Source organism: Amycolatopsis plumensis (assembly GCF_042652605.1).
Classification (GTDB): domain Bacteria; phylum Actinomycetota; class Actinomycetes; order Mycobacteriales; family Pseudonocardiaceae; genus Amycolatopsis; species Amycolatopsis plumensis.
This window is the reverse complement of sequence record NZ_JBHSJY010000001.1, coordinates 2,014,419-2,036,908: the sequence shown is the minus strand read 5'-3', so window position 1 is coordinate 2,036,908 and position 22,490 is coordinate 2,014,419. Positions and strand designations below refer to the sequence as shown.

The 22,490-nt window shown below is 70.4% G+C and carries 26 protein-coding genes; 9 read left to right on the top strand and 17 right to left on the bottom strand.

Annotated elements, in window-relative coordinates; all coding sequences use genetic code 11:
- Positions 1-3: 3 nt before the first annotated feature.
- From ACFPLC_RS09485 to ACFPLC_RS09475, 3 genes are read right to left on the bottom strand one after another with little or no spacing between them, the layout of a single operon-like run.
- Positions 4-828: an MBL fold metallo-hydrolase gene (locus ACFPLC_RS09485; RefSeq protein ID WP_378193787.1), complete on the bottom strand. Its 825-nt coding sequence runs from the start codon at positions 826-828 to the stop codon at positions 4-6.
- Positions 825-1,655 (bottom strand): MBL fold metallo-hydrolase, encoded by an 831-nt coding sequence (locus ACFPLC_RS09480; RefSeq protein ID WP_378193784.1) that lies wholly within the window; start codon positions 1,653-1,655, stop codon positions 825-827. Before ACFPLC_RS09480 ends, ACFPLC_RS09485 begins: the two co-directional genes overlap by 4 nt.
- Positions 1,655-2,233 (bottom strand): TetR/AcrR family transcriptional regulator, encoded by a 579-nt coding sequence (locus ACFPLC_RS09475; protein ID WP_378193781.1) that lies wholly within the window; start codon positions 2,231-2,233, stop codon positions 1,655-1,657. Before ACFPLC_RS09475 ends, ACFPLC_RS09480 begins: the two co-directional genes overlap by 1 nt.
- A gap of 65 nt (positions 2,234-2,298) precedes the next feature.
- Here ACFPLC_RS09475 and ACFPLC_RS09470 point away from each other — a divergent pair, with 65 nt between their 5' ends.
- Together ACFPLC_RS09470 and ACFPLC_RS09465 are read left to right on the top strand one after the other, a co-directional pair.
- Entirely contained in the window at positions 2,299-3,204 is a 906-nt protein-coding gene (locus tag ACFPLC_RS09470) for an aldose 1-epimerase family protein (protein ID WP_378193779.1), read from the top strand.
- Positions 3,171-3,656 (top strand): GNAT family N-acetyltransferase, encoded by a 486-nt coding sequence (locus ACFPLC_RS09465; RefSeq protein WP_378193776.1) that lies wholly within the window; start codon positions 3,171-3,173, stop codon positions 3,654-3,656. Before ACFPLC_RS09470 ends, ACFPLC_RS09465 begins: the two co-directional genes overlap by 34 nt.
- A 37-nt stretch (positions 3,657-3,693) precedes the next feature.
- Here the strand turns inward: ACFPLC_RS09465 and ACFPLC_RS09460 are convergent, their stop codons facing one another.
- Both ACFPLC_RS09460 and ACFPLC_RS09455 read right to left on the bottom strand, forming a co-directional pair.
- Positions 3,694-3,825 (bottom strand): hypothetical protein, encoded by a 132-nt coding sequence (locus ACFPLC_RS09460; protein WP_378235781.1) that lies wholly within the window; start codon positions 3,823-3,825, stop codon positions 3,694-3,696.
- A gap of 29 nt (positions 3,826-3,854) precedes the next feature.
- Complete coding sequence (locus ACFPLC_RS09455; RefSeq protein WP_378193773.1) at positions 3,855-4,238, bottom strand: VOC family protein; 384 nt, start codon at positions 4,236-4,238, stop codon at positions 3,855-3,857.
- A 103-nt stretch (positions 4,239-4,341) separates the two neighbouring features.
- Here ACFPLC_RS09455 and ACFPLC_RS09450 point away from each other — a divergent pair, with 103 nt between their 5' ends.
- Together ACFPLC_RS09450 and ACFPLC_RS09445 are read left to right on the top strand one after the other, a co-directional pair.
- Complete coding sequence (locus ACFPLC_RS09450; protein ID WP_378193770.1) at positions 4,342-4,995, top strand: TetR/AcrR family transcriptional regulator; 654 nt, start codon at positions 4,342-4,344, stop codon at positions 4,993-4,995.
- Positions 4,996-5,015: 20 nt separating this feature from the next.
- Positions 5,016-6,233, top strand: coding sequence for an amidohydrolase (locus tag ACFPLC_RS09445; protein WP_191306866.1), 1,218 nt, complete (start codon positions 5,016-5,018; stop codon positions 6,231-6,233).
- 48 nt (positions 6,234-6,281) lie between these two features.
- Here the strand turns inward: ACFPLC_RS09445 and ACFPLC_RS09440 are convergent, their stop codons facing one another.
- From ACFPLC_RS09440 to ACFPLC_RS09430, 3 genes are all read right to left on the bottom strand, one after another.
- The gene (locus ACFPLC_RS09440) at positions 6,282-6,887 is read right to left on the bottom strand and encodes a Uma2 family endonuclease (RefSeq protein WP_378193767.1); all 606 of its coding nucleotides are present in this window, start codon (positions 6,885-6,887) and stop codon (positions 6,282-6,284) included.
- A gap of 112 nt (positions 6,888-6,999) precedes the next feature.
- Positions 7,000-7,545, bottom strand: a complete 546-nt coding sequence (locus tag ACFPLC_RS09435; RefSeq protein ID WP_378193764.1) for a Uma2 family endonuclease — start codon at positions 7,543-7,545, stop codon at positions 7,000-7,002.
- Positions 7,546-7,594: 49 nt separating this feature from the next.
- A complete protein-coding gene (locus tag ACFPLC_RS09430; protein ID WP_378193762.1) occupies positions 7,595-8,731 on the bottom strand; it encodes an acyl-CoA dehydrogenase family protein in 1,137 nt (378 codons plus the stop codon).
- 102 nt (positions 8,732-8,833) lie between these two features.
- Here ACFPLC_RS09430 and ACFPLC_RS09425 point away from each other — a divergent pair, with 102 nt between their 5' ends.
- The 4 genes from ACFPLC_RS09425 to ACFPLC_RS09410 all read left to right on the top strand — a co-directional run bounded on the left by ACFPLC_RS09425 (position 8,834) and on the right by ACFPLC_RS09410 (position 13,320).
- Positions 8,834-9,415, top strand: coding sequence for a TetR/AcrR family transcriptional regulator (locus ACFPLC_RS09425; RefSeq protein WP_378193759.1), 582 nt, complete (start codon positions 8,834-8,836; stop codon positions 9,413-9,415).
- Between the two features lie 41 nt (positions 9,416-9,456).
- The gene (locus ACFPLC_RS09420) at positions 9,457-10,398 is read left to right on the top strand and encodes a carbohydrate kinase family protein (RefSeq protein WP_378193756.1); all 942 of its coding nucleotides are present in this window, start codon (positions 9,457-9,459) and stop codon (positions 10,396-10,398) included.
- 197 nt (positions 10,399-10,595) lie between these two features.
- Positions 10,596-11,912 carry a citrate synthase gene (locus tag ACFPLC_RS09415; protein ID WP_378193753.1) on the top strand — a complete coding sequence of 439 codons (1,317 nt, stop codon included), beginning with the start codon at positions 10,596-10,598 and terminating at the stop codon, positions 11,910-11,912.
- 61 nt (positions 11,913-11,973) lie between these two features.
- Complete coding sequence (locus ACFPLC_RS09410; RefSeq protein WP_378193750.1) at positions 11,974-13,320, top strand: cryptochrome/photolyase family protein; 1,347 nt, start codon at positions 11,974-11,976, stop codon at positions 13,318-13,320.
- A gap of 39 nt (positions 13,321-13,359) precedes the next feature.
- Here ACFPLC_RS09410 and ACFPLC_RS09405 read toward each other — a convergent pair whose 3' ends face one another.
- From ACFPLC_RS09405 to ACFPLC_RS09370, 8 genes are all read right to left on the bottom strand, one after another.
- Positions 13,360-14,223, bottom strand: a complete 864-nt coding sequence (locus ACFPLC_RS09405) for an IS5 family transposase (protein WP_378235780.1) — start codon at positions 14,221-14,223, stop codon at positions 13,360-13,362.
- Between the two features lie 105 nt (positions 14,224-14,328).
- Positions 14,329-14,817: a GNAT family N-acetyltransferase gene (locus tag ACFPLC_RS09400; protein ID WP_378208274.1), complete on the bottom strand. Its 489-nt coding sequence runs from the start codon at positions 14,815-14,817 to the stop codon at positions 14,329-14,331.
- Complete coding sequence (locus ACFPLC_RS09395) at positions 14,810-16,000, bottom strand: ABC transporter permease (protein ID WP_191306874.1); 1,191 nt, start codon at positions 15,998-16,000, stop codon at positions 14,810-14,812. The genes ACFPLC_RS09400 and ACFPLC_RS09395 overlap by 8 nt, the downstream gene beginning before the upstream one ends.
- A complete protein-coding gene (locus tag ACFPLC_RS09390) occupies positions 15,997-16,911 on the bottom strand; it encodes an ABC transporter ATP-binding protein (protein WP_378208271.1) in 915 nt (304 codons plus the stop codon). Before ACFPLC_RS09390 ends, ACFPLC_RS09395 begins: the two co-directional genes overlap by 4 nt.
- On the bottom strand, positions 16,904-17,443 hold the full coding sequence (locus tag ACFPLC_RS09385) for a hypothetical protein (protein ID WP_378208268.1): 540 nt from the start codon (positions 17,441-17,443) through the stop codon (positions 16,904-16,906). Before ACFPLC_RS09385 ends, ACFPLC_RS09390 begins: the two co-directional genes overlap by 8 nt.
- Positions 17,440-17,709 carry a helix-turn-helix transcriptional regulator gene (locus ACFPLC_RS09380; protein WP_043776467.1) on the bottom strand — a complete coding sequence of 90 codons (270 nt, stop codon included), beginning with the start codon at positions 17,707-17,709 and terminating at the stop codon, positions 17,440-17,442. Before ACFPLC_RS09380 ends, ACFPLC_RS09385 begins: the two co-directional genes overlap by 4 nt.
- A gap of 398 nt (positions 17,710-18,107) precedes the next feature.
- A complete protein-coding gene (locus ACFPLC_RS09375) occupies positions 18,108-19,649 on the bottom strand; it encodes a glycerol-3-phosphate dehydrogenase/oxidase (RefSeq protein WP_378199542.1) in 1,542 nt (513 codons plus the stop codon).
- A complete protein-coding gene (locus tag ACFPLC_RS09370; RefSeq protein WP_378199876.1) occupies positions 19,646-20,209 on the bottom strand; it encodes a TetR/AcrR family transcriptional regulator in 564 nt (187 codons plus the stop codon). The genes ACFPLC_RS09375 and ACFPLC_RS09370 overlap by 4 nt, the downstream gene beginning before the upstream one ends.
- Before the next feature lie 97 nt (positions 20,210-20,306).
- Here ACFPLC_RS09370 and ACFPLC_RS09365 point away from each other — a divergent pair, with 97 nt between their 5' ends.
- On the top strand, positions 20,307-21,926 hold the full coding sequence (locus tag ACFPLC_RS09365) for an FAD-binding oxidoreductase (protein ID WP_378199545.1): 1,620 nt from the start codon (positions 20,307-20,309) through the stop codon (positions 21,924-21,926).
- Here the strand turns inward: ACFPLC_RS09365 and ACFPLC_RS09360 are convergent.
- Positions 21,904-22,458 (bottom strand): gamma-glutamylcyclotransferase family protein, encoded by a 555-nt coding sequence (locus tag ACFPLC_RS09360; RefSeq protein WP_378199548.1) that lies wholly within the window; start codon positions 22,456-22,458, stop codon positions 21,904-21,906. The two genes, ACFPLC_RS09365 and ACFPLC_RS09360, sit on opposite strands and share 23 nt — an antisense overlap.
- Positions 22,459-22,490 lie beyond the last annotated feature (32 nt).

The window sequence follows — 22,490 nt, the reverse complement described above, 5'->3', positions numbered from 1 at the left end:
CACTCAGCGGCGCAGTGCGGCCAGCTCGACCGGGCTGTGCGCCGAGAACACCGTTACCTCGTCCTGTTGGGTCCGCGCCAGCTCGTGCAGCCGCGCCAGGTTCTCCAGCCGGGGCCCGCGCAGCGTCTGGACGATGCTCTGGAACGCCGTCAGGCCCGGCGGGCAGTGCGGGGCCACCGGGTCCAGCTGGCCGTGGAAGAAGTACGCGTCGCCGGCGTGCAGGAGCCAGCCGTTGCCCGTGTCGACCGCGACGCCGGTGTGGCCGCGCGTGTGGCCGGTCAGCGGGACGAGCAGGATCTCCTCGGGCAGGCCCTTGAGCGAGCGGACCGCCTCGAAGCCGAACCACGGCTCGCCCGTCTCGTCGTAGGTGCTCCACAACGGACGGTGCGCGAACTGCGCCGCCCGGTAGCGGTTCTTCTCCGCCGCGTTCGCCGGGGACGTCACCGCGCGGTGCTCCTCGGATCGGACGTGGACGACGGCGTTGGGGAAGTCCGCCAGCCCGCCCGCGTGGTCGACGTCGAGGTGGGTCATCACGATGTGCCGGACGTCCGCCGGGTCGAGGCCGAGCGCCCTGATCTGCGCGACGGCCGTCTCGGCCGCCTCGACCCGGGCGCCGACCATCGCCATGAACGGGCGGCCGAGCCACTCGCCGGGACGGGCCACGGCCTGGCTGCCGAAGCCGGTGTCGACGAGCACCAGGCTGTCGCCGGTCTCGATCAGCAGGCAGTGGGCGACCAGCTCCGCCCGCCGCAGCAGGCCGGGCTCGCCGTCGAGCAGCTTGCCACCCGCCGGGCGCATCGTTCCGCAGTTCAGGTGGTGGACCTTCATACGCTGCTCCTGGTGCTCAGCCGGAGGAATTGGGTCTCGTCGTGCGCGGCGAAGACGCTCACCTCGTCGCCGTGCTCCTGAACAAGCTGGCGCAGGCGGCGGTGATTGTCCAGCCGGGCGCCCTTGACTGTCTCCATGTGGCCCTCGAACCACTTCAGGCCCGGCGGGCAGTTCGGTTCGGCGGCGACCTGGCCGTGGAAGAAGTACGAGTCACCGGCGTTCAGCAGCCAGCCGTGGCCGGTGTCGACGGCGACCCCGGCGTGGCCGCGCGTGTGCCCGGAGAGCGGGATCAGCAGGATCTCCGGCGGCAGGCCGTCGAGCGGCCGGACGGCGCCGAAACCGAACCACGGCTCGCCGGTGTCCGCGTAGGACGTCCACTGTGGACCATGAGCGAACTGGATCCGGCGGTACCGGCCACGTTCGTCGGCGCGCGGGTCGGTGAACGCGCGCAGCTCCTCGGCGTAGACGTGCACCCGGGCCCACGGGAAGTCGATGAGCCCGCCCGCGTGGTCGAGGTCGAGGTGGGTCAGCACGATGTCGCGGACGTCCGCCGGGTCGAAGCCGAGCGCGCGGATCTGGGCGATCGCCGTCTGCGCCGGGTCGGGGACCGGGTTGGACTGGCGGACGAACCCGGCGCCGAGCCAGGCGTTGCGATCGACGGCGGCCGGCGTGCCCATGCCGGTTTCGACGAGCACGAGCCCGGTGCCGGTTTCCACCAGCAGGCAGTGGCAGACCATGGTGGCGCGCCGGAACAGGCCCGGCCGTCCGTCGACCAGCTTCCCGCCCAGGGGGCGCATGGTTCCGCAGTTCAGGTGGTGGACACGCATCAGGAGAACTCCCGTTCGAGGGTGGTGTGCAGGTGGGCGGCGACGGCGCGCAGCGGCGCGAGGTCGCGGCGGGTGCGGGCCAGCAGCAGCCCGCCTTCGATCGAAGCGAGCACGACGGTGGCGAGCTCGTCGGCGCGCTCGGCGGAAAGGCCTTGTGTGGCGAAGTATCCACTGAGGACGCCGTGCCAGGACGCGTAGCCGTCCGCGCAGGCGGCCCGGATGGGTTCACTCGCCCCGGCGGCGTCCAACGCCACTGTCGCGAGTGGACAGCCGCGCTGGAAGTCCGATCCGGTGAGGAAACCCGCGAGCGCGTCGACCGCGCGGTTGACCCCGGTCGCGGGATCGGGAGCGTCGTCGAGGATGGCGGCCAGGAGCGCGCCGGTGCGCTCGCTGGACAGCTGGACGGCCTCGGCGGCGAGTTGTTCCTTGCCGCCGGGGAAGTGGAAGTAGAGCGACCCCTTCGGTGCGCCGCCGGCCGTCGTCAGCTGGGTGAGGCCGGTGGCGTGGTAGCCCTGCGTCTGGAACAGGTCGGCGGCGGTGTCGAGCATCCGCTGCCGCGTGTCGGTGCGGCGAACCATGGCCCGACCGTACCGCAAACTATTACGACCGGTCTAGTGACTTCGCGGCTCGGTAAGGTTTGCGCATGGGCAACCCGACCGGTCAGCAGTTCGAGATCACCCGCGGCAACGCCCGCGCCGTCGTCACCGAAATCGGTGCCGGCCTGCGCGCGTTCGAAGTCGGCGGCGTGCCGTACGTCGAAGAGTTCCCCGAAGACGCCAAGCCGCCGCTGGGCGCCGGGCAGGTGCTGCTGCCCTGGCCGAACCGGACCAAGGGCGGCCAGTGGACGTTCCAGGGGGAGACCCAGCAGCTCGAGATCACCGAGGAGGCCCGCGGCAACGCCATCCACGGCCTGACCCGCCACCTCGAGTGGGAGCTGCTGGAGCACGCCGAATCGTCGGTCACCCTGGCCGTCGACGTCGCGGTGCAGCCCGGCTGGCCGGTCCCGCTGCGCGCGACGGTGACCTATGACCTCGCGCCGCGCGAGCTGACCGTCACCCACGAGATCCGCAACGAAGGCGAGCAGCCGATCGGCGTCGGCGTCGGCACGCACCCGTACTTCCGAATCGGCGACGTCCCGACCGACGAGCTGACGCTGACGCTGCCCGCGAGCCGCGTCCGGCCGTCCTTGCCCGACGAGCAGATGCCCTACGCCGAAGAGCAGGACGTCGAGGGCACCGAGTACGACTTCCGCGCCGGCCGCGTGCTGGCGGGCGTCAACCTGGACACGGCGTTCGGCGGCCTCGCGGCGGCCGAGGACGGCCGGCACCACATCGTCCTGAGCCACGACGGCCAGGAGCTGCTGGTCTGGACCGGCCCCGACTTCCACTGGGCGCAGGTGTTCACCCCGGACGACCTGATCGGCCGCGGCCGCGCCGTGGCGATCGAGCCGATGACCTGCCCGGCCGACGCGCTCAACACGGGCACCGACCTGATCGAGCTGGAGCCGTCGGCGTCGTGGTCGGGCAGCTGGGGCATCCGGGTCCGGTGACGCCGCTTCGCCTGGGCGTCGCCGACGCGGGCGAAGTCCTGACGCTGCAGCGGGCCGCGTACGTCACCGAAGCGCGGGCGCACGGCGATCTGGACCTGCCGCCGTTGCTGGAGACACTGGAGGAGACGCGGGCGGCCCTCTCCGGCTTGTCCTGGGGCGTGCGCGAGTCAGGTCGCCTGGTGGCGTCGGTGCGGCTGACGGTGACCGGGCCGGTCGCGGTGATCGGGCGCCTGGTCGTGGCGCCGGATCGGCAGGGCCTCGGGCTGGGCGGGGCGCTCCTGCGGTTCGCCGAGTCGGCAGCGCCGGCGGAGGTGACGGTGTTCCGGCTGTTCACCGGCTCGAAGAGCGTGGGGCCGTTGCACCTGTACGCCAAGCACGGGTACCGGGAAACGCACCGGACGCCCGAGAACAACCACGAGCTGGTGCACCTGGAGAAGGCCCGGGCCTCCTAGGCCGGCCACCGGTTTCCCCGGTGGCCGGCCGCTTTCCTCATGCGCCGGTGCGGCGCTGCCGCAGAACCGGTTTTCCTTGCCGTCCTTGCGTTTTCACGCCGTTGCGGTGCGGCAGGGAGCGCTCGTTCCGGGCGTGGGTGGTGGCGATGGGGTACGTCGGCTTTCGCAACAAGGAACTCCTTCTTTCCGAGGGGGTGTTCAGTTGTGGTCGGCCCACTGGACGAACTGGACGATCACGCCGTTGGGGTCGGTCACCTGGAACAGGCGTTCGCCCCAAGGTTCTTCGCGCAGCGGCATGGTGATCGGCACACCCGCGGCCCGCAGCCGCGCTTCTTCCTCGTCGAGACCGTCGGCCACGGTGTAGGCGAGGATCAGTCCGCCGGCGCGCTGATCACGCTGCTCCGGCGGCAGCACCTCGATGCCGCGGGCCAGCAGGACGACGTCGAAGGCGTCGGAGCGGCTCAGGGACGCGAAGCCCTCGGCGGCCTGCTGCACGGTGTAGCCGAGGTGCGTGGTGAAGAACTCCTGCGACGCGGTGACGTCGTCGATGGTCAGCGACACGGTGGAGGCGGTGAACTGCACGGATCTCCTCGGGTGATGCGTCGTAAACTTGCTATCGACGTAAGTTTAGCCAGAGGCGAGTGGGGGTGTCAACATAAATTTGCTACGAGGGTAAGATTTCCTCATGATGACCGAGACCACCGGACTTCGCGAGGCGAAGAAGCAGGAGACCCGGCAACTCATCTCCGACCACGCGACGCGGCTGTTCATCACTCAGGGCTTCGAGCAGACGACCATCGCCGAGATCGCCGACGCCGCCCGCGTCGCCAAGAAGACCGTCACCAACTACTTCCCGCGTAAGGAAGACCTCGCCCTGGACCACCAGGAGGAGTTCGTCGCGTCGCTGGCCCACACCGTGAAGACGCGCCGGCCGGGCGAGTCGGCGGCGGCTGCGTTGCGCCGCGCGTTCGTCGACGCCGTCGAGAGCAGGGATCCGGTCGCGGGCTTTTCCGGGCCGGAGTTCGCCCGCATGGTCGCCGGCAGCCCGACCCTGACCACGTGCCTGCGTGGCCTGCACGACCAGCGCGAACACCGCCTCGCCGAGGCGCTGGCCGAGGCCGCCCGGGCCCGGCCGGACGATATCGCCGTCGAGACGGCCGCCGGGTTGCTGGGGGCCGTCCATCGTGTGTTGTTCCAGCGCATCCAGGCGCTCACCCTCGCCGGGCAGACCAACGATCGGATCGCCGACACCGTGGGCGCGGAGGCGGCGCAGGCCTTCAAGCTGCTGGAGGCCGGTCTGGCCGGCTGGCCCTACACCCGCGTGCACGCGCCCGGGTGAGTTCGTTAGCGTGGCGAACTATGGCGAAGGCAATTGTCGGGGGCTATGTCGTCCCCATCGACGGTGATCCCATCGAGGGCGGCACGGTCCTGATCGACGGCGGCAAGATCGTCGCGGTCGGCACCGAGGCCGACGTCGACATCCCGGAGGACGCCGAACTGGTCGACGCGGCCGGCACCTGGGTGCTGCCCGGCTTCATCGACGCCCACGCCCACCTCGGCGTCCACGAGGACGGCGAGGGCTGGGCCGGCAACGACACCAACGAGATGACCGACCCGAACGGCGCCCGCTTCCGCGCCGTCGACGGCATCGACCCCTATGAGCCGGGCTTCGACGACGCGCTGGCGGGCGGCGTCACGAGCGTCGTCATCAAGCCCGGGTCCGGCAACCCGATCGGCGGCCAGACGATCGGCGTCAAGACGTGGGGCCGCAGCATCCTGGACATGACGTTCGCGGAGCACGTCAGCGTGAAGAGCGCGCTCGGCGAAAACCCGAAGCGCGTGTACGGCGACAAGAAGCAGACGCCGTCGACGCGTCTCGGCGTCGCGGCGATCCTGCGCGAGGCGTTCACGAAGGCCCGCAACTACCAGGCGAAGCGGGCGCACGCGGAGTCCGAAGGCAAGCCGCACGAGGTGGACCTGACGCTGGAAACGCTGTCGAAGGTCCTCGACGGCGAGCTGTACTGGGACCAGCACGTCCACCGCGCGGACGACATCGTGACGGCGATCCGGCTGGCCGACGAGTTCGGCTACAAGCTGGTGATCAACCACGGCACCGAGGGCCACCTGATCGCGGACCTGCTGGCCGAGCGGGACGTCCCGGTGATCCTGGGCCCGCTGTTCACGACGAAGTCCAAGGTCGAGCTGCGCAACCGCACGCTGCGCTCGGCGGGCATCCTGGCCCGCGCGGGCGTGAAGATCGCGATCACGACGGACCACCCGGTGATCCCGATCAACTTCCTGGTGTACCAAGCCGCACTCGCGGTGAAGGACGGCCTCGACCCGGCGACGGCCCTGCGGTCGCTGACCATCAACCCGGCGTCGATGCTGAACCTCGACGGCCGGATCGGTTCGCTGAAGCCGGGCCTGGACGCCGACGTGGTGCTGTGGTCGGGCGATCCCCTGGACGTGATGAACCGCGCCCTCCGCGTCTTCATCCGTGGCGACGAGGTGTACCACTTCGACGAGTCGACGGGCGAAGGCGTGTCGAAGGACCGCCGCTACCGGGAGGTCCGCTGAGTTTCGGGCGGCACGCCGGTGACCGGGCGGTTCCGGCGTGCTGCCCGATCAGTCGAGGAGCGCGTTCAGGTCGAGCTTGACGGGGAACGGGACATCGGTGGTGAAGGTCCCGGTGACCGCGGCGGCGTCCATGTAGCCGAATTCGCCGGCTTGGTGGCAGGCGACCAGCGAGATGGGTTCGCTCATGTCGATGATCCAGTAGTGCGGGATGCCCGCGTCGGCGTACTCGTCGTGCTTCACCTGGTAGTCGGTGCGCTTCGAGCCCGGTGACACGATTTCGACGACCACGACCACTTCAGCGGCGCGATACATGTCGCCTTCTTCATCCACGCGAGCGCTCGCCTCGCGGTAGGTGATCAACAGGTCGGGACGGCGCGAGAATCCCGGTTCACCCCGGGGTGCCAGACCCAGGTCCACGTCGATATCCGGGGTGAAGTCGAGTTCCGCGGGCAGCTGCGATTCCAGCTGTCGGCCCAACAAGTAAGCGGCTTTGTTGTGCTTTCGGCTGGGGCTGGGGGACATTACGACGCGGCCTTCCACGAGTTCGGTGAAACCTGTGTCGGTTTCACCGAGCGCCGCATACTCCTCGATCGTCAGCAGGTGATCCGGGATCTCCCACCGTCGAGCAGTGCCCGGCTTGGGAAGTGCAATCACAGCGGCTCCTCACGTCGCCCGGCATTGTCTCACGGCTCAGGTGCAACCATGAGTAACGCTATCTGTACCGAGCGTGTGACACCGTTGCCTCGACGTGGTGAATCCGGTGCGCTCACGGGGCCAGCGCGTCGAGGTCGAGCCGCACCGGGAACGGGATGTCCGTCGCGAAGGTTTTCGTGATCGCCGGTGCGTTCAGGTAGCCGGAACCGCCGGCGTGGCACGCCACCAGCGAGACCGGGCCGGTGAGGTCCACGATCCAGTAGTGCGGGATGCCCGCATCCGCGTACTCGTCGTGCTTCACGACGTAGTCCGTCCGCTTCGAATCCGGTGCCACGACCTCGGCGACGACCAGCACCTCGTCGGCCCGCACCAAGCCGACGGCGCGGGTGAGCGCCGCCCGGCCGACGACCATCAGGTCCGGGCGGCGGGCGAAGCCGGGCGCACCGTCCGGGGCCAGGCACAGGTCCAGTTCGGCGCGGACGACGAACGCGAGCCCGCGCGGCAGCTGCCGCTCGAGCTGGGCGGCCAGCAGGCACACCGCCACGTCGTGCCGTCGGCCGGAACCGGGGGACGTCACCAGGCGGCCTTCCACCAGCTCCGTGAAGCCGGGGCCGTCGAGTGCGGCGTACTCCTCGATGGTCAGCAGATGACCAGGCATAGGAAAACGCTAGCCGTCCCCGAAGCGCGACACCGGTCGCTGGATCGGGTTACGCGTTCTTCAGCTCCCGCGCGATCACGACCCGCTGGATCTGGTTCGTCCCCTCGAAGATCTGCGGCACCTTCGCCTCGCGCATGTACCGCTCCACCGGGAAGTCCCGCGTGTACCCGGCGCCGCCGAGGACCTGGACGGCGTCCGTCGTCACCTTCATCGCGCCGTCCGTCGCCACCAGCTTGGCGATGGACGCCTGGCGCTTGAACGGCATCCCGCGGTCCCGCCGCCGGGCCGCGTCCAGGTACAGCGCCCGGGACGCCTCCACCGTCGCGGCCATGTCCGCCAGCAGGAACTCGACGCCCTGGAAGTCGATGATCGGGCGGCCGAACTGCGAACGGCCCTTCGCGTACGCCACTGCTTCGTCCAGCGCCGCCTGCGCCAGGCCCACCGCGCACGCCGCGATCCCGAGCCGGCCCGAGCTCAGCGACGACAGCGCGATGCGGAGCCCGGCCCCGGGGTCGCCCAGGAGCCGCGAAGCGGGCACGCGTGCGCCGTCGAAGATCATCTGGGCCGTCGGGGAGCCGGTCAGGCCCATCTTCCGCTCGCGCGGTGCGGCCGAAAGCCCCGGCGTCGACGAGTCGACCAGGAGGCACGAGATCTCGGAATCGCCCGTGCGGACCATCGTCGTGTAGAAGTCCGCGACGCCCGCGTGGGTGATCCACGCCTTGGTGCCGTTGACGACGTAGTCCGAGCCGTCGAGACGCGCGCGCGTCGAAAGCGCGGCCGCGTCCGAGCCCGCCTGCGTCTCCGACAGCGCGTACGCGCCCAAGAGCGAGCCTTCGAGCATGTCCGGCAGCCACTGCTCGCGCTGCTCGTCGGTGCCGTACTCCGCCAGCGCGTAGCAGGACATCGTGTGCACCGACAGACCGACGCCGACCGTCATCCACGCCGCCGCGATCTCCTCGAGGACCTGGAGGTAGACCTCGTACGGGACGTCGCCGCCGCCCCAGCGTTCCGGGTACGGCAGGCCCAGCAGGCCGGACTTGCCGAGCAGGCGGAACTGCTCGCGGGGGAACTGCTCGGCCTCCTCCGCCGCTGCCGCGCGGGGCGCGAGCTCGTCGCGCGCGATCTCCCTGGTCAGCGCGACCAGTTCCTCGGCTTCCGACGAGGGCAGCAGGCGTTCGGCGGGCATCGTTGTCCTCCAGAAGCGGTACTGAAAACAGTACTGTGGGTCGGTCTAGAGTACAGTACGACTGACCTGGGGTGGCCGGAAGACGTAGGAGATAGTGAGCCGATGCGCCCCGAACCCCGACGACGCCCGACCGCTCGCCAGCAGGCGCTGCTCGGCGATCTCGAGGCGCTCTTCCTGGCCGAGGGCTTCGCCGCCTTCACCCTCGACGACCTCGCCGGCCGCCTGCGCTGCTCGAAGTCGACGCTCTACGCGCTCGCGCCCAGCAAGGAGCAGCTCGCCGTCAAGGTCGTCACCCGGTTCTTCCGGGGCGCCGCGGAGCGGATTGAGGAGCGCATCGCCGGGATCGACGACGCCCGCAAGCTCATCGGCGAGTACCTGGCCGGCGTCGCCGAGCACCTCAACCGCGCGTCCGCGGCCTTCATGCGGGACCTCGCCGAGTTCGGTCCGGCCCGGGAGGCCTACCAGCTCAACAGCCGGTTCGCCGCGAAACGGCTCCGGCAGTTCATCGACGCCGGCGTGGCCGAAGGGGTGTTCCGCGACGTCCACGCGCGGCTGGTGGCCGAGATGACCGGGCTGATCATCGAGGGCATCCAGACCGGCGTGCTCGCCCAGCGGACCGACGTGTCCGACGCCGACGCGTTCACCGCTTTGGGCGAACTCCTGCTGGGCGGGCTGAACAAATAGCGGACAGGAATTGTCAGCCGGAACTCCATTAAACTCCCGGCGTGATCGTCGTAGGCGGAGAAGCTCTGGTCGACCTGGTTCCCGGCGACCCCCTGGATTCCACTGTGGACGGTGGGCTGCGCGCGCTGCTGCCCCGGCTGGGCGGCGGCCCGTACAACGTCGCGCTGGCCGCCGGGCGCCTGGGCGTGCCGGCGGCGTTCTTCTCCCGCGTGTCCACCGACCGCTTCGGCGACGCGATGATCGAGCGCCTGCACGCCTCCGCCGTCGACACCTCGCTCTTGCAGCGTGGCGACGAGCCGACGACGCTGGCCGTCGTGGCGCTCGACGCGAAGGGCGCCGCGCGCTACACGTTCTACGTCGAGGGCACCGCCGACCGGCTGGTCACGGACCCGGGTCCGCTGGCCGACGATGTGACAGCGCTCTCACTCGGGACGCTGGGCATGGTCCTCGAACCCGGCGCCTCGGCGTACGAGGCGATGTTGCGGCGCGAAGCGGCCCGCGGCGTGCTGACCGTCCTCGACCCCAACATCCGCGAGGCGCTCATCACCGACCCGGCCGCCTACCGGGCCCGGTTCGCGTCCTGGCTGCCGGACGTCCGGCTGCTCAAGATCTCCGACGACGACGCCGCGTGGCTGACCGAAGGCGCCGATCCGGTCGCCGCGGCGAAGACGTGGATCGAGTCCGGTGTGGACGCCGTGGTGCTCACCCGGGGCGCCGACGGGCTCTCGGTGATCACCGCCGCAGGTGAGCTGGCCCACGTGCCGTCGCGAAAAGTGACGGTCGTGGACACCATCGGCGCGGGGGACACCGTGCACGGCGCGCTGCTGGCCTGGCTGCACACCCGCGAGGCCACCGACCTGGCGTCCCTGGACGCCGGCGCGTGGCGCGAGGCGCTGGGGTTCGCGGCGAAAGCGGCGTCGATCACCGTGTCCCGCAGCGGCGCCGAGCCGCCCACGTCCGCCGACATGGCGGCCACCGTGTGAACCTGGTCCCAAAGGGGCCCCCAGGAGCAACGTCACCGCTGCGCGAAGGCGGGTTTCTCGACTAACGTTGAGGGGCATTCTTCATACCCCAGCGGGGCGGTGTGCAGCGAGGCGCCAGTGTTTCCTCGCGTGAACACGTGGCTACCTGTGGAACGTACAGGCGCCGCCGGCCCGTGCCCAACGTGAGAGGGACTTGCATGTCCGACGCGACGACTGCGGGGCAGTCCGGCGGAGAAACCGCGAAGCTGACCCTGCCGAGTGGCGAGCACGAGTTCAAGATCGTCCACCCGGTCGAGGGCGCGCCGGGGATCGAGCTGGGCAAGCTGCTGGCGCAGACGGGGTACATCACCTACGACCCCGGTTTCGTCAACACCGGTGCCGCGTCGTCCGCCATCGCCTACATCGACGGTGACGCCGGCATCCTCCGCTACCGCGGGTACCCCATCGAGCAGCTGGCCGAGAAGTCGACCTTCGTCGAGGTCTCCTACCTGCTGATCTACGGCGAGCTGCCGACCGAGACCCAGCTGGCCGACTTCACCGAGAAGATCCAGCGCCACACGCTGCTGCACGAGGACCTCAAGGCGTTCTTCAGCGGCTTCCCGCGCGACGCGCACCCGATGCCGGTCCTGTCCAGCGCGGTTTCGGCGCTGTCGACCTTCTACCAGGATTCGCTCGACCCGTTCGACGAGCCGAACGTCGAGCTGTCCACGATCCGGCTGCTCGCCAAGGTGCCGACCCTGGCCGCGTACGCGTACAAGAAGTCCGTGGGCCAGCCGCTGCTGTACCCGGACAACTCGCTCGGCCTGGTCGAGAACTTCCTCCGGATGACGTTCGGCTTCCCGGCCGAGCCGTACGACGTCGACCCGGACGTCGTCAAGGCGCTCGACCTGCTGTTCATCCTGCACGCCGACCACGAGCAGAACTGCTCGACCTCGACCGTGCGCCTGGTCGGCTCCTCCGAGGCGAACCTGTTCGCCTCGATCTCGGCCGGCATCAACGCGCTGTTCGGTCCGCTGCACGGTGGCGCCAACGCCGCGGTGCTCGACATGCTCGAGGGCATCAAGAACGACGGCGGCGACGTCGCCAAGTTCGTCGAGCGGGTGAAGAACAAGGAAAAGGGCGTGAAGCTGATGGGCTTCGGGCACCGGGTCTACAAGAACTACGACCCGCGCGCGAAGATCATCAAGAACACCGCCGACGAGATCCTCGGCAAGCTGAAGGGCGGCGACCAGCTGCTCGACATCGCCAAGAAGCTCGAGGAGACCGCGCTCTCCGACGAGTACTTCATCGAGCGCAAGCTGTACCCGAACGTGGACTTCTACACCGGCCTGATCTACCGGGCGCTGGGCTTCCCGACGAAGTTCTTCACGGTGCTGTTCGCGCTCGGCCGCCTGCCGGGCTGGATCGCGCACTGGCGCGAGATGATCAACGACCCGGCCACCAAGATCGGCCGCCCGCGGCAGATCTACACCGGCCACGCGACGCGGGACTACGTCCCGATGTCCGAGCGCTGATCCGTTTTCCGGAAACGCCCCGTCGTGCACCCGCACGGCGGGGCGTTTATCGTTGTCCGTCGTGACTCGAGAAGCGCCGGTCGTCCTGTGGTTCCGCCGTGACCTGAGGCTCGGCGACCACGCCGCGCTGCTGGAGGCGTCGAAGCACAGCAAGCACGTGCTCGCGCTGTACGTCCTCGACGAGGCGCTGCTGAAGCCCGGTGGCGCGCCGCGGGAGGCGTTCCTGTACGGCTGTCTCGGAAAGCTGAACGACCAGCTCGGTGGCCGACTGATGCTGGTCCGCGGCGATCCGGCGACCGAAGTCGTCCGTGCGGCGCGCGAGATCGGCGCGGCCGCGGTGCACGTCAGCGCGGACACCGGTCCCTACGGCCGTCGCCGGGACGCGGCGGTGGCGGAAGCGTTGGCGGAGCACAACATCGACTGGGTCGAGACGGGCGCGCCCTACGCGGTGACACCCGGGCGCGTCACCAAGCCGGACGGCAGCCCGTACCGCGTCTTCACGCCGTTCTTCCGCGCCTGGACCGCACACGGGTGGCACTCGCCCGCCGACACGGGATCGTCCCTTGTGGACTGGATGGCGCCACCGAATTCGCTGGAAATCCCGCGCCCGCCTCGGGTTTCCGCGGCTCTGCCCGAGCCGGGCGAGCAGGCGGCGCTGGACGTCTGGCACGCGTTCCTCGCCGACGGCATCGAGACCTACGACGAGGACCGCGACCGCCCGGACCGAGAAGGCACCACACGGCTTTCCCCGTATTTGCGCTGGGGCTGCATCCACCCGCGGACGATCCTGGCGGACCTGTCCGGTGACGATCGCACCGGCGCGAAGTCGCTGCGCAGCGAAATCTGCTGGCGGGAGTTCTACGCCGACGTCCTGTGGCACCGCCCGGAAACGGCCCGCGAGAACTACGACAAGCGCTTCGACGGCATGAAGTACGACAATGACCGCGAGGCCTTTTCGCGCTGGTGCGAAGGCCGGACGGGTTACCCGATCGTGGACGCCGGAATGCGGCAGCTGCTGGCCGAGGGCTGGATGCACAACCGGGTGCGGATGGTCGTCGCGAGCTTCCTGGTCAAGGACCTGCACCTGCCGTGGTGGCTTGGCGCCCGCCACTTCATGAAGCACCTGGTGGACGGCGACCTGGCGTCGAACCAGCTGAACTGGCAGTGGGTGGCGGGCTGCGGCACCGACGCGGCGCCCTACTTCCGCGTCTTCAACCCGACGATCCAGGGGGAGAAGTTCGACCCGCGGGGGGACTACGTGCGCAAGTACGTGCCGGAGCTGCGTTCGGTGCCCGGCAAGGCGGTGCACCAGCCGAAGAACCGCCCCGAGGAGTACCCGGAACCCATGGTCGACCACGCCCACGAGCGCCAGGTGTCCCTGGAGCGGTACGGCAAGATCACCTCGTGAGTGGTAAGGCGGGTTCTAAGAGCCTGTCTTGGATCTTGGTTAGGTGGTCCTGGCCCGCTGTTTCTGGCGGGTCAGGCGCCTGGTCATGATAGTGATCATGGAGAGGTTGATGAAGGCTGCGGAGTGCTCGGGCAGGCGTTCGTAGTCGCGGACGTTGCGGCGGGCTTGGGTGATCCAGGAAAAGGTGCGTTCGACCACCCAGCGCCGGGGCAGGATGACGAAGGTTTTCTGACCGACGATTTTCTTGACGATGTCGAGTGTCATCCGCAGGGTTTTCCTGGCCCAGCCGACGAGGTCGGCGCTGGTGTAGCCGCCGTCGGCCCACACCCATCGCACGCCGCGGTGGGCGGCGTGCAGCGCGGGCAGCAGCAACCGGGCGGCAGTGCGGTCTTGCAGGTTGGCCGCGGTGACCAGCACGACCAGCAGCAATCCTTGGGTGTCGGTGGCGATGTGGCGTTTGCGGCCGTCGATCTTCTTCCCGCCGTCATAACCCCGGCCGGCGCGGGCGACGGTCTCGGCGGCCTTGACCGACTGGGAGTCGATCACCGCCGCGCTCGGGGCGGGATTGCGTCCCGCTTTCACCCGGATCCTCTCCCGCAGCCGGTCCCGGATCCGCTCGAACACCCCGGCCTTGGACCAGCGGGTGAAGAACCCATGCACCGTCTGCCACGGCGGGAAGTCCGGCGGCAACGCCCGCCATTTGATGCCGTTGTCGGTGACATAACGCAAGGCGTCGACGATCGCGCGGCGGGGATGTTTCTCCGGACGGCCACCTGCCGCGGTCTCGCACGCGGGCGTGGGCAGCAGCGACTCCAGCAGCGCCCACTCGGCATCGCTGGTGTCGGAGGGGTAGCGACGCGGACGACAGCCCGCTGACGTGGCCTTACCGGCGGCAGGGTACAAAGAAGACCGGGCCTCTGCTGGTCGTGATCATGATGTGGTGTCAAGATCATTAGCAGAGGCCCGACCCATACCCACAGACGGCATCAAAAACAGGCTCTAACCCGCCTAAACACTCACGAGCGGTTTGGCGCGCCAGACGACTGCGAGCGCGGGATCGCCGCCTGCGCTCGGCTCGATCCGGTCCACGGCGAAGCCTTCGCGCTCGTAGAACGCGCCGGCCCGCTCGTTGGCCGCGAAGTGCTCGATGTACAGCCGCTCCGCGTCGGCGGGCAGGTGCGCGGTCAGGGCTTCGAGCAGCCGGGGGCCGAGCCCGTGGCCGCGCTGCCGGGGGTGGACGTAGAGCTTGTACACCACGTGATCGGCGCCGCTGCGGCCGCGTTGGCCGACGCCGAGGAGCTCCCCGTCTGCCTCGGCAACGACCACCAGCCCGGCGGCCACGGCGGCGCCGATGTGCGTCTCGTTCCACCAGTCGCGGACCTGCGCGTCCGCCGCGGCCGGGCCGATCAGCGGGGCGTAGTGGGCCCGGACGTGCGCCTCGCCGAACCGGCGGATGGCACCCACGTCCTCCGGCTCGGCCGCCCGCACCTCAGCCACGCAGGGCCTCCTTCAGCTTGATCCGGCTGCCGATCCGCAGCACGCTGTTGCCGTAGATCTTCCCGCCGATCCAGGTGAGCACGGCGACGAGCGCGACGGTCAGCGCGAGCGACAGCCCGATCTCCCAGCCCGCCGCCGCGCCCGTCGAGATCCGGGCCGGCATCAGGATCGGCGACAGCAGCGGAATCAACGAGACGATCTTCGTTGCCGAGCCCGCCGGGTTCTGGACCAGCAGGTTGAACCCGGCGATGAACCCGACGACCAGGATGATGTTGAGCGGCCCGACCACCGACTGGGTGTCCTCCTGCCGGGACACCAGCGAGCCCAGCGCGCCGTAGATGGTGGCGTACAACAGGAAACCCAGCAGGTACCAGAGCAGGCCCCACAGCACCGCGCCGGTCGCGAAGCCGGACAGCGTGAACACGCCGGTGGCCGACGCGGCACCCAGTCCGACCACCGCCAGGATGACCAGCTGGGTCAGGCCGACCAGGCCGAGCCCGATCACCTTGCCCAGCAGCAGCTGCCACGGCCGCACGCTGGCGAGCAGGATCTCCACGACCCGGCTCGATTTCTCCTCGACCACGCCTTGGGCGACCATCATCCCGTAGGTGATGATGCTCATGTACAGCAGGAACGCCACGACCAGCCCGACGACCAGCCGCTGCGTCTGGTCCGCCGGCTGCGGCGAAAGGGCGTCGTCCCGGACGTGGGTGGCGTCGACCCGGGCCATCACTTCGGCCGGCTCGAGCTGCGCGGACGACAGCACGCCGTCGAGCACCTGCTGCTGGGCGACCTGGTCGAGCACCCGGCGCAGCTGGTCGTCCAAAGAGGACTTGTAGGTGGCGGTCAGCTGCGCCGCGCTGCCGGAGACGAGCGCGTCGAGGTCGCCGTCTTCGACCTTCTGCCGGCCTTCCGCCGGGTCGGTGACGACGACCGTGCTGATCTCGCGGCCGGACAGCGCCGCTTCGGTCTGCAGCTGACGGGCGATCCCGATCGCCTGGCCGGTCAGCCCGACCGTGTTCTTGTCCGACGAACTGGCCAGCGACGTCTGGAAGAAGACGTACCCCAGCAGCAGCACCAGCAGCACGCCGGTGCCGACCACGAACGACCGCGTGCGCAGCCGCGTGTTCAGCTCGCGCTTCATCACCAGCCAAACAGCGCGGCGGCCACTCAGCGTCCTCATCGCGGTTCCCCCTTCTCGGACACGGCGTCGCGGAACAGCTCGGTGAGCGAACGGCGACGGCGGCTGAACTCGGTGACCGGCCCGGTCGCCAGCGCGGCGGCGAGCACGGCCTGGTCGTCCGCGCCCGGTTCGAGGTCGAGCACGGTAGTGGGGCCGTGCTGCTCCAGCACCCGCACGCCGGGCAGGCCCGCGGCCCAGCCGTTGTTCGTGGACGGCGCGGTCACGACGAGCTTGCTGCGCGCGCCTGCGGTCAGCTCGTCCACGGTGCCGACGGCGACCATGCGGCCACCGCGGATGATCCCGACCCGGTCGCACAGCCGCTCGACGAGGTCGAGCTGGTGGCTGGAGAACACGACCGGCACCCCCGCGGCGGCCTTCTCCCGCAGGACGCCGCTCATCACGTCGACGGCGAGCGGGTCGAGGCCGGAGAACGGCTCGTCGAGCACCAGCACGGCCGGGTCGTGCACCAGCGCGGCGGCGAGCTGGACGCGCTGCTGGTTGCCGAGGGACAGCTTCTGCACCTCGTCCTTGCGGCGCTCGGCCAGCCCGAGCCGGGTGATCCAGGTTTCGGCGTTGCGGTGGGCTTCGTTCGCGCTCAGTCCGTGCAGCTCGGCCAGGTAGACGAGCTGGTCGAGCACCTTCATCTTCGGGTACAGCCCGCGTTCTTCCGGCATGTAGCCGATGTGCGTGCGCGTCTCGTGCGTGACCGGGTTGCCGTCGAAGCGCACCTCGCCGCCGTCGGCGGCCAGCACGCCCAGCGCGATCCGCATGGTGGTGGTCTTGCCGGCGCCGTTGCTGCCGACGAAGCCGAACAGCTCGCCGGCGCGGACGTCGAACGAGACGCCGTCCAGCGCGACCTTGGCGCCGTAGCGCTTCGAGATCCGGTCGATCTCCAGTGTCCCCTCAGGCATTCCCCATCCCCTCCTCGAAATCTTCGGGATCGTCGTCCGGCAGCGACCAGCCCAGCACGATGGCCGGGATGGTGGTGCCGGTGACCAGCAGCGCGGACAGCATCATCGCGCCGCCGGCCGCGGTGTCGGCGACGATCCGGCCGTAGAACATCGCGATCAGCATCAGGTAGCTGAGCGCCTGGTAGCCGATGTAGGTGACGCGGTGGCGCCACTCGCGCTCGCGTTCGTCCAGCAGGCGCGAAAAGCTGCCGCTCATCCGGCCGGTCAGGACGCGCAGCGTGATGAACGCGAACCCGCCGGCGAACAGGCCGGTGAGCCAGAAGGCCGGGAAGATCCAGCCCGGGTCGGCTTTGAACTGGGTGGCCCCCGCGACGAGGGCGAGATCGGCCGCGACCAGCACGACGACCAGTGCCCGCCGGTGCTTCCGCGTGCGCCAGCCCGGCAGTTTCCGCGACCGCTTCCGTTCGGCTTCTTCCAGCTTGTCGAGCTGGCGTTCCCAGTAGGCCGCGAGACGGCCCGGTTGCTCGGTCATGCTCCCCCCTCGCGGTAGACCTGGGTGGAAAGCGGCGTGAACGGCTCGCGGCTGAAGACCGCCTCGACGGGCAGGTCGAACACCGCGCAGATCCGGAACGCCAGATCCAGGCTCGGGTAGTGGTCACCCCGCTCGAGCGCGCCGATGGTCTGCGGATTGACTTCGACGGCACTGGCGAGCGCGGCCCTGGTCATCCCGCGCTCGGCCCGAAGCACGGGAAGCCGGTTGTAGATCGGCAGCTCTTTGCCGCGTCTGACCGGACTCATGGACGTACTGTTGCAAAAACCCAACGAGTCGTCAACCCAAGAGAACACCAAGTCTGTTGTGCACAAGTGCGGTGGGGTGTGGACAGGTGAGGTGCCGGGTGTGCTTTTTGGGTGTTTTGTGGGTGGGGGGCGATAGGCTGGACTTGGGGACGCCCCCCTTGGGAGGGCGGGGGAGGGGGTTGGTGTCCACCACCCCGAAGCCGCGATTGTGACTACGGCCGGCAGTACCGCGTCAAGGCGGGAAAGCGTGCCTTGACCCGGCACTGCCGGCCGTGTTGTGGCTTCGTATCGGGGTGCAGGGAGGGGTCTGGGTGGGGTGCAGGTTCGGGCGTCAACGTCCCGTTCGCGCCGGTGAGGCACCTGAAAAGGCGGAGCGTCGGCCGTCGCGGCTGCAGGACTCAGGCCAAGCCCGCCAACGACTTGTCGACGAGCTCCGCCACCCGCTCCCGTGCGGCTTCTGCGTCCGCCGGGATCAATGACAGCCGCGTGCGGCGCTCCAGTACGTCCTCCACGTCCAGTGCGCCCTCGTTCCGGACCGCCCACACCACCTCGGCCGCCGTGATCTCGGTTCCCGGTCCGACCGGGGCCGCGAACTCCTTGTCCAGCTCGCCCAGCGCCGCCACCCGGGGCGCCTCCGTGCCGTACCGGGCCACCAGTCGCGGCGATGCGTCCACAAGTGACAAATGAGATCGGGCAGCCGCGCCCAGCAAAGGCAACTTCGCCGTGCGGCACGGGGAAGCCGTCAGGCCCGCCAAGCGGACCGCCGCGTCGACCGCGTCCTCGGCCATCCGCCGGTACGTGGTCAGCTTGCCTCCGACCACCGTCAACAGTCCGTCGGATCCCGCCAGCACCGCGTGCTTGCGGGACAGGTCCGCCGACCGGCCGCCGGTTCCCTCGACCAGCGGCCGCAGCCCCGCGTACGACCCGGCCACGTCGGCCCGGGTCAGCGGCCGGGCGAGCACCGACGAAGCCAGCGACAGCAAGAAGTCCACATCGGATTCCGGAACCACTGGTACGGCGGGAATGGGACCCGATACCGGCTCGTCCGTCAGTCCCAAGTAAACGCGGCCGTCCGGCTGGGGGAGCAGGAAGACGAACCGGTTCGTCTCGCCGGGCACGCCGATGTTCACCGACGTCGTCCCCATCGGCACCGTCCCCGGCGCCAGCACCAGGTGGGAACCCAGTGACGGCCGCAGCCGGACCGCGCCCGTCAGCGTTCCCGCCCACACCCCGGTCGCGTTGATCACCTGCCGCGCGTGGATGTCCACTGTGGAACCGGAAATGCCGTCGCGCACCTGGACCCGGTCCGCCGAAATCGACGAAGCCGACAGCCGCGTGAGGATTCGGGCGCCGAACGATGCCGCCGTGCGTGCGAGGGTCACCACCAGGCGCGCGTCGTCGACCAGAGCGCCGTCGTAGGCCAGCAAAGCGCCGCGCAGACCGTGAGCGGAAAGACCGGGTGCCAGCGCCAGGGCCTCCAAAGCGGGAACCGAGCGCGGCCCCGGCAGCACCGACGACGGTGTGCGCGCCGCCCGGCGCAGGGCGTCCCCGGCGCGCAAACCGGCCGCGACCACCTTCTCCTGGACGCGGGAAGTGCTGGGGTACAACGGGAACAGCTGCGGCATCGCCCGCGTCAGGTGCGGGGCCGTGCGGGTCATCATGATCCCGCGCTCCACCGCGCTCTCGTGCGCCAAGCCGAATTCCCCGTGCGCCAGGTAGCGCAGGCCGCCGTGGACCAGCTTCGACGACCAGCGCGACGTCCCGAACGCCAGGTCGTGCGCCTCGACGAGCGCCACCGACAGGCCTCGCGAAGCCGCGTCCAGTGCGATACCCGTGCCGGTGACGCCGCCGCCGACCACGACGATGTCCACGCGCTCGCCCGACGCCAGCTCCGCGAGCTCGCGTTCGCGGCGCCGCGCGTTGAGCGAGCCGGGCGTCATGGCCGCAAAGCCGCGTCGAGCACGTGGGTGAACTCCGCCATCAGGGCCGCCTCGTCGACGTCCGCGGTCGCCGGGCGCAGCGAGAACGCGAAGGACTGGACCACCAGCAGCACTGACCGCGACTGCACCGCGACCGGCGCCCGCCGGATCGAGCCGTCCTGGTGGCCGGCTTCGAGGAGCCCGTGCAGCGCCTGCTCGGCGAACTTCTGCGTCGCGCCCAGCCGCTCCACGATGTACGGGAGGACCAGCTCGGGGTCGACGTCGAGCAGGGTGCGGAACAGCGGGTCGGTCGACAGCGCCCGGACGCCGGCCGCCGCGATGAGCACGAGCCGGTCGCGGCTGTGCGCGGCGTCGGCGCCGCCTTCGCTCGCGGTGCGCAGCAACCCGCTGAACTCGCGGGTCATCAGCGCGGAGAGCACGCTGCGGACGTCGGGGAAACGGCGGTAGACCGTCATCCGGCTGACGCGCGCGGTGCGGGCGATTTCGGCGAGTGTGGTGCGGCGCACACCGACGGCCAGCACGCACGAGCGCGCGGCGTCGAGCAGCACGTCATCGGCCACTCGCGTCGCCGTCTGGCGGTTGCGGGTGTCCGCGAGCGCGGAGGAACCCGCCGCCTGCATGGTGTGACGTTTTACGTCCATGTGTCACACTGTAGTCGTGAACGCTCTCATTGACCACCGCCTCCGCCGGTCCTGGACCGAGGAAGCCGCCGGCGCCGCCCCGCTGCCCGCACGCGCGGCGAGGTGGCTCGACCAGCGTATCGGCCCCGTGGTCCCCGGTGGCGCTCCCGCGGACGAAATGCCGGTAAAAATACCGTCACCGAAGCTGGCGAAACCGGCCGAGGAAGCGCTTGCGAAAGTGGTCGGCGCGGAGAACGTGCTGGTCGACGACCCGGCGCGGCTGGCGCGGGCCACCGGGCTGTCCTACCTCGACCTCCTCCGGCGCCGTTCGCCCTCGGCGGACTTCCCGGTGCCCGACGCCGTCGTGCTGCCCGCGGACCCCGACGAGGTCCAGGCGGTCCTCGACGCCTGCGTCCAGCACGACGTCGGAGTCGTGCCCTTCGGTGGCGGGACGTCGGTGGTCGGCGGCGTCGCGGCGCTGCGCGGGGAGAAGACGTCGGTGATCGCGCTGGACCTCGTCCGGCTCGACGCGCTGGTGTCGGTGGACGCCGAGTCGCGCATCGCCGTGCTGCAGGCCGGCGTCCGCGGGCCCGAAGCCGAGCGGCTGCTCGCCGGGCACGGCCTGACGCTCGGGCACGTCCCGCAGTCGTTCGAGCGCGCCACGATCGGCGGCTTCGCGGCAACGCGCTCGGCCGGCCAGGCGTCGTCGGGGTACGGGCGGTTCGAAGACATGGTGACCGGCGTCCGGCTGGCCACCCCGCGCGGCCCGTGGAAGCTCGGCGTCGCCCCGGCGTCCGCGGCGGGGCCGGACCTGCGCCAGCTCGCGATCGGCAGCGAGGGCACGCTCGGCGTGATCACCGAGGTCGCGCTGCGGGTGCGTCCGGCGCCGCCGGTCCGGCGGTACGAGGGCTACGCGCTGCCCGGCTGGGCTGCCGGCGCCGAAGCGGTGCGGGACCTCGCGCAGCACCACGCGCTCGCCGACGTCACCCGGCTGTCCGATGTGGACGAGACCGAGGTGTCCCTCGCGCTGAACGCGGGCCTGAAGACGGCGGCGCTGCGCCGCTACCTCGCCGCGCGGGGCGTGCGGCGGCCGTGTTTCCTTATCGTGGGCTGGGAAGGCACCGCGCACGACGTGGCGCTGCGCCGCCGTGAGACGGCTCGTCGGCTGAAGGCCTCCGGTGCCGTGCGCGTCGGCAAGGCGCTCGGTGAATCGTGGCGGCACGGCCGGTTCGCCGGTCCGCGGCAGCGCGACACGTTGCTGGACATGGGCGTCTGCGTCGAGACGCTCGAGACAGCCGCCTACTGGTCCAATGTGGACGAGCTGCGCGACGACGTCCGCGCCGCGCTGACGGCCTCGCTGGGCCGGTCGATCGTCATGTGCCACATTTCGCACGCGTACGAAACAGGCGCGTCGCTGTACTTCACGGTGCTGACGGCCCGCGACGAAACCGACCCGGTCGGCCAGTGGCAGCGTGCGAAGGCGGCGGCCTGCGAGGCGATCGCCGGGCTGGGCACGATCTCGCACCACCACGCCGTCGGCGTCGACCACGCGCCCTACCTGAGCGCGGAAATCGGCTCGCTCGGCGTCGAGGTGCTGCGGGCCGCGAAGTCCACTGTGGATCCGACCGGGATCCTCAACCCGGGAAAGCTGGTGTGACGACTTCACAGGGCACGCCGTGCCCGTCGGCCGCGACGCCGTCGAGCAGCGCCGCTTCGGCCTGCGGGACGTCGGCCGTGCGCACCGGCGCGCCGTCGACCAGCAGGGGGTAGCGGATCGGCGCGGCGCCGACGTACGTGTGGACGTCGGTCAGGCACGTGCCGTCTTCGAGGGTGATGTCGGGGTCGGTCAGCCGGGCCAGGTGGTAGCGCGTGCCGCGGCCTTCGCAGCGGTCCAGGACCGCGAGCTGGTCCGGCGTCACGAACCAGATGGCGTGCTCCTCGACGCCGTCGAGCGCGGTGAGGGTGGCCGGGCGCTGGTCGTCGACCACGCGGAAGCCGGCCGCCCAGACGGCGGCGAGTCCCGCGCAGCGCGCGTGCGCCACGACGACCGGGCCTTCGAGCCCGAGCCGGACACGCAGCCAGGTGATCTTCGACGGGTTGGCGTTCGAGCCGTAGGCGAGCACGGCCATCCGGTCGCGCCAGCCGTCGGGGGCGGTGTCGAGCGGGTGCCCGACGCCGTCGACGTGCACGAACGAGTGGCCCGGCCGGGTGCCCGGGTAGG

Coding starts and splice junctions, on each gene's coding strand:
- ACFPLC_RS09425 (WP_378193759.1), top strand. CDS start 8,834: ATGCGCCCCGAACCCCGACGACGCCCGACCGCTCGCCAGCAGGCGCTG.
- ACFPLC_RS09475 (WP_378193781.1), bottom strand. CDS start 2,233: ATGGTTCGCCGCACCGACACGCGGCAGCGGATGCTCGACACCGCCGCC.
- ACFPLC_RS09485 (WP_378193787.1), bottom strand. CDS start 828: ATGAAGGTCCACCACCTGAACTGCGGAACGATGCGCCCGGCGGGTGGC.
- ACFPLC_RS09385 (WP_378208268.1), bottom strand. CDS start 17,443: ATGACCGAGCAACCGGGCCGTCTCGCGGCCTACTGGGAACGCCAGCTC.
- ACFPLC_RS09450 (WP_378193770.1), top strand. CDS start 4,342: ATGATGACCGAGACCACCGGACTTCGCGAGGCGAAGAAGCAGGAGACC.
- ACFPLC_RS09480 (WP_378193784.1), bottom strand. CDS start 1,655: ATGCGTGTCCACCACCTGAACTGCGGAACCATGCGCCCCCTGGGCGGG.
- ACFPLC_RS09430 (WP_378193762.1), bottom strand. CDS start 8,731: ATGCCCGCCGAACGCCTGCTGCCCTCGTCGGAAGCCGAGGAACTGGTC.
- ACFPLC_RS09435 (WP_378193764.1), bottom strand. CDS start 7,545: ATGCCTGGTCATCTGCTGACCATCGAGGAGTACGCCGCACTCGACGGC.
- ACFPLC_RS09395 (WP_191306874.1), bottom strand. CDS start 16,000: ATGAGGACGCTGAGTGGCCGCCGCGCTGTTTGGCTGGTGATGAAGCGC.
- ACFPLC_RS09390 (WP_378208271.1), bottom strand. CDS start 16,911: ATGCCTGAGGGGACACTGGAGATCGACCGGATCTCGAAGCGCTACGGC.
- ACFPLC_RS09380 (WP_043776467.1), bottom strand. CDS start 17,709: ATGAGTCCGGTCAGACGCGGCAAAGAGCTGCCGATCTACAACCGGCTT.
- ACFPLC_RS09470 (WP_378193779.1), top strand. CDS start 2,299: ATGGGCAACCCGACCGGTCAGCAGTTCGAGATCACCCGCGGCAACGCC.
- ACFPLC_RS09445 (WP_191306866.1), top strand. CDS start 5,016: ATGGCGAAGGCAATTGTCGGGGGCTATGTCGTCCCCATCGACGGTGAT.
- ACFPLC_RS09375 (WP_378199542.1), bottom strand. CDS start 19,649: ATGACGCCCGGCTCGCTCAACGCGCGGCGCCGCGAACGCGAGCTCGCG.
- ACFPLC_RS09415 (WP_378193753.1), top strand. CDS start 10,596: ATGTCCGACGCGACGACTGCGGGGCAGTCCGGCGGAGAAACCGCGAAG.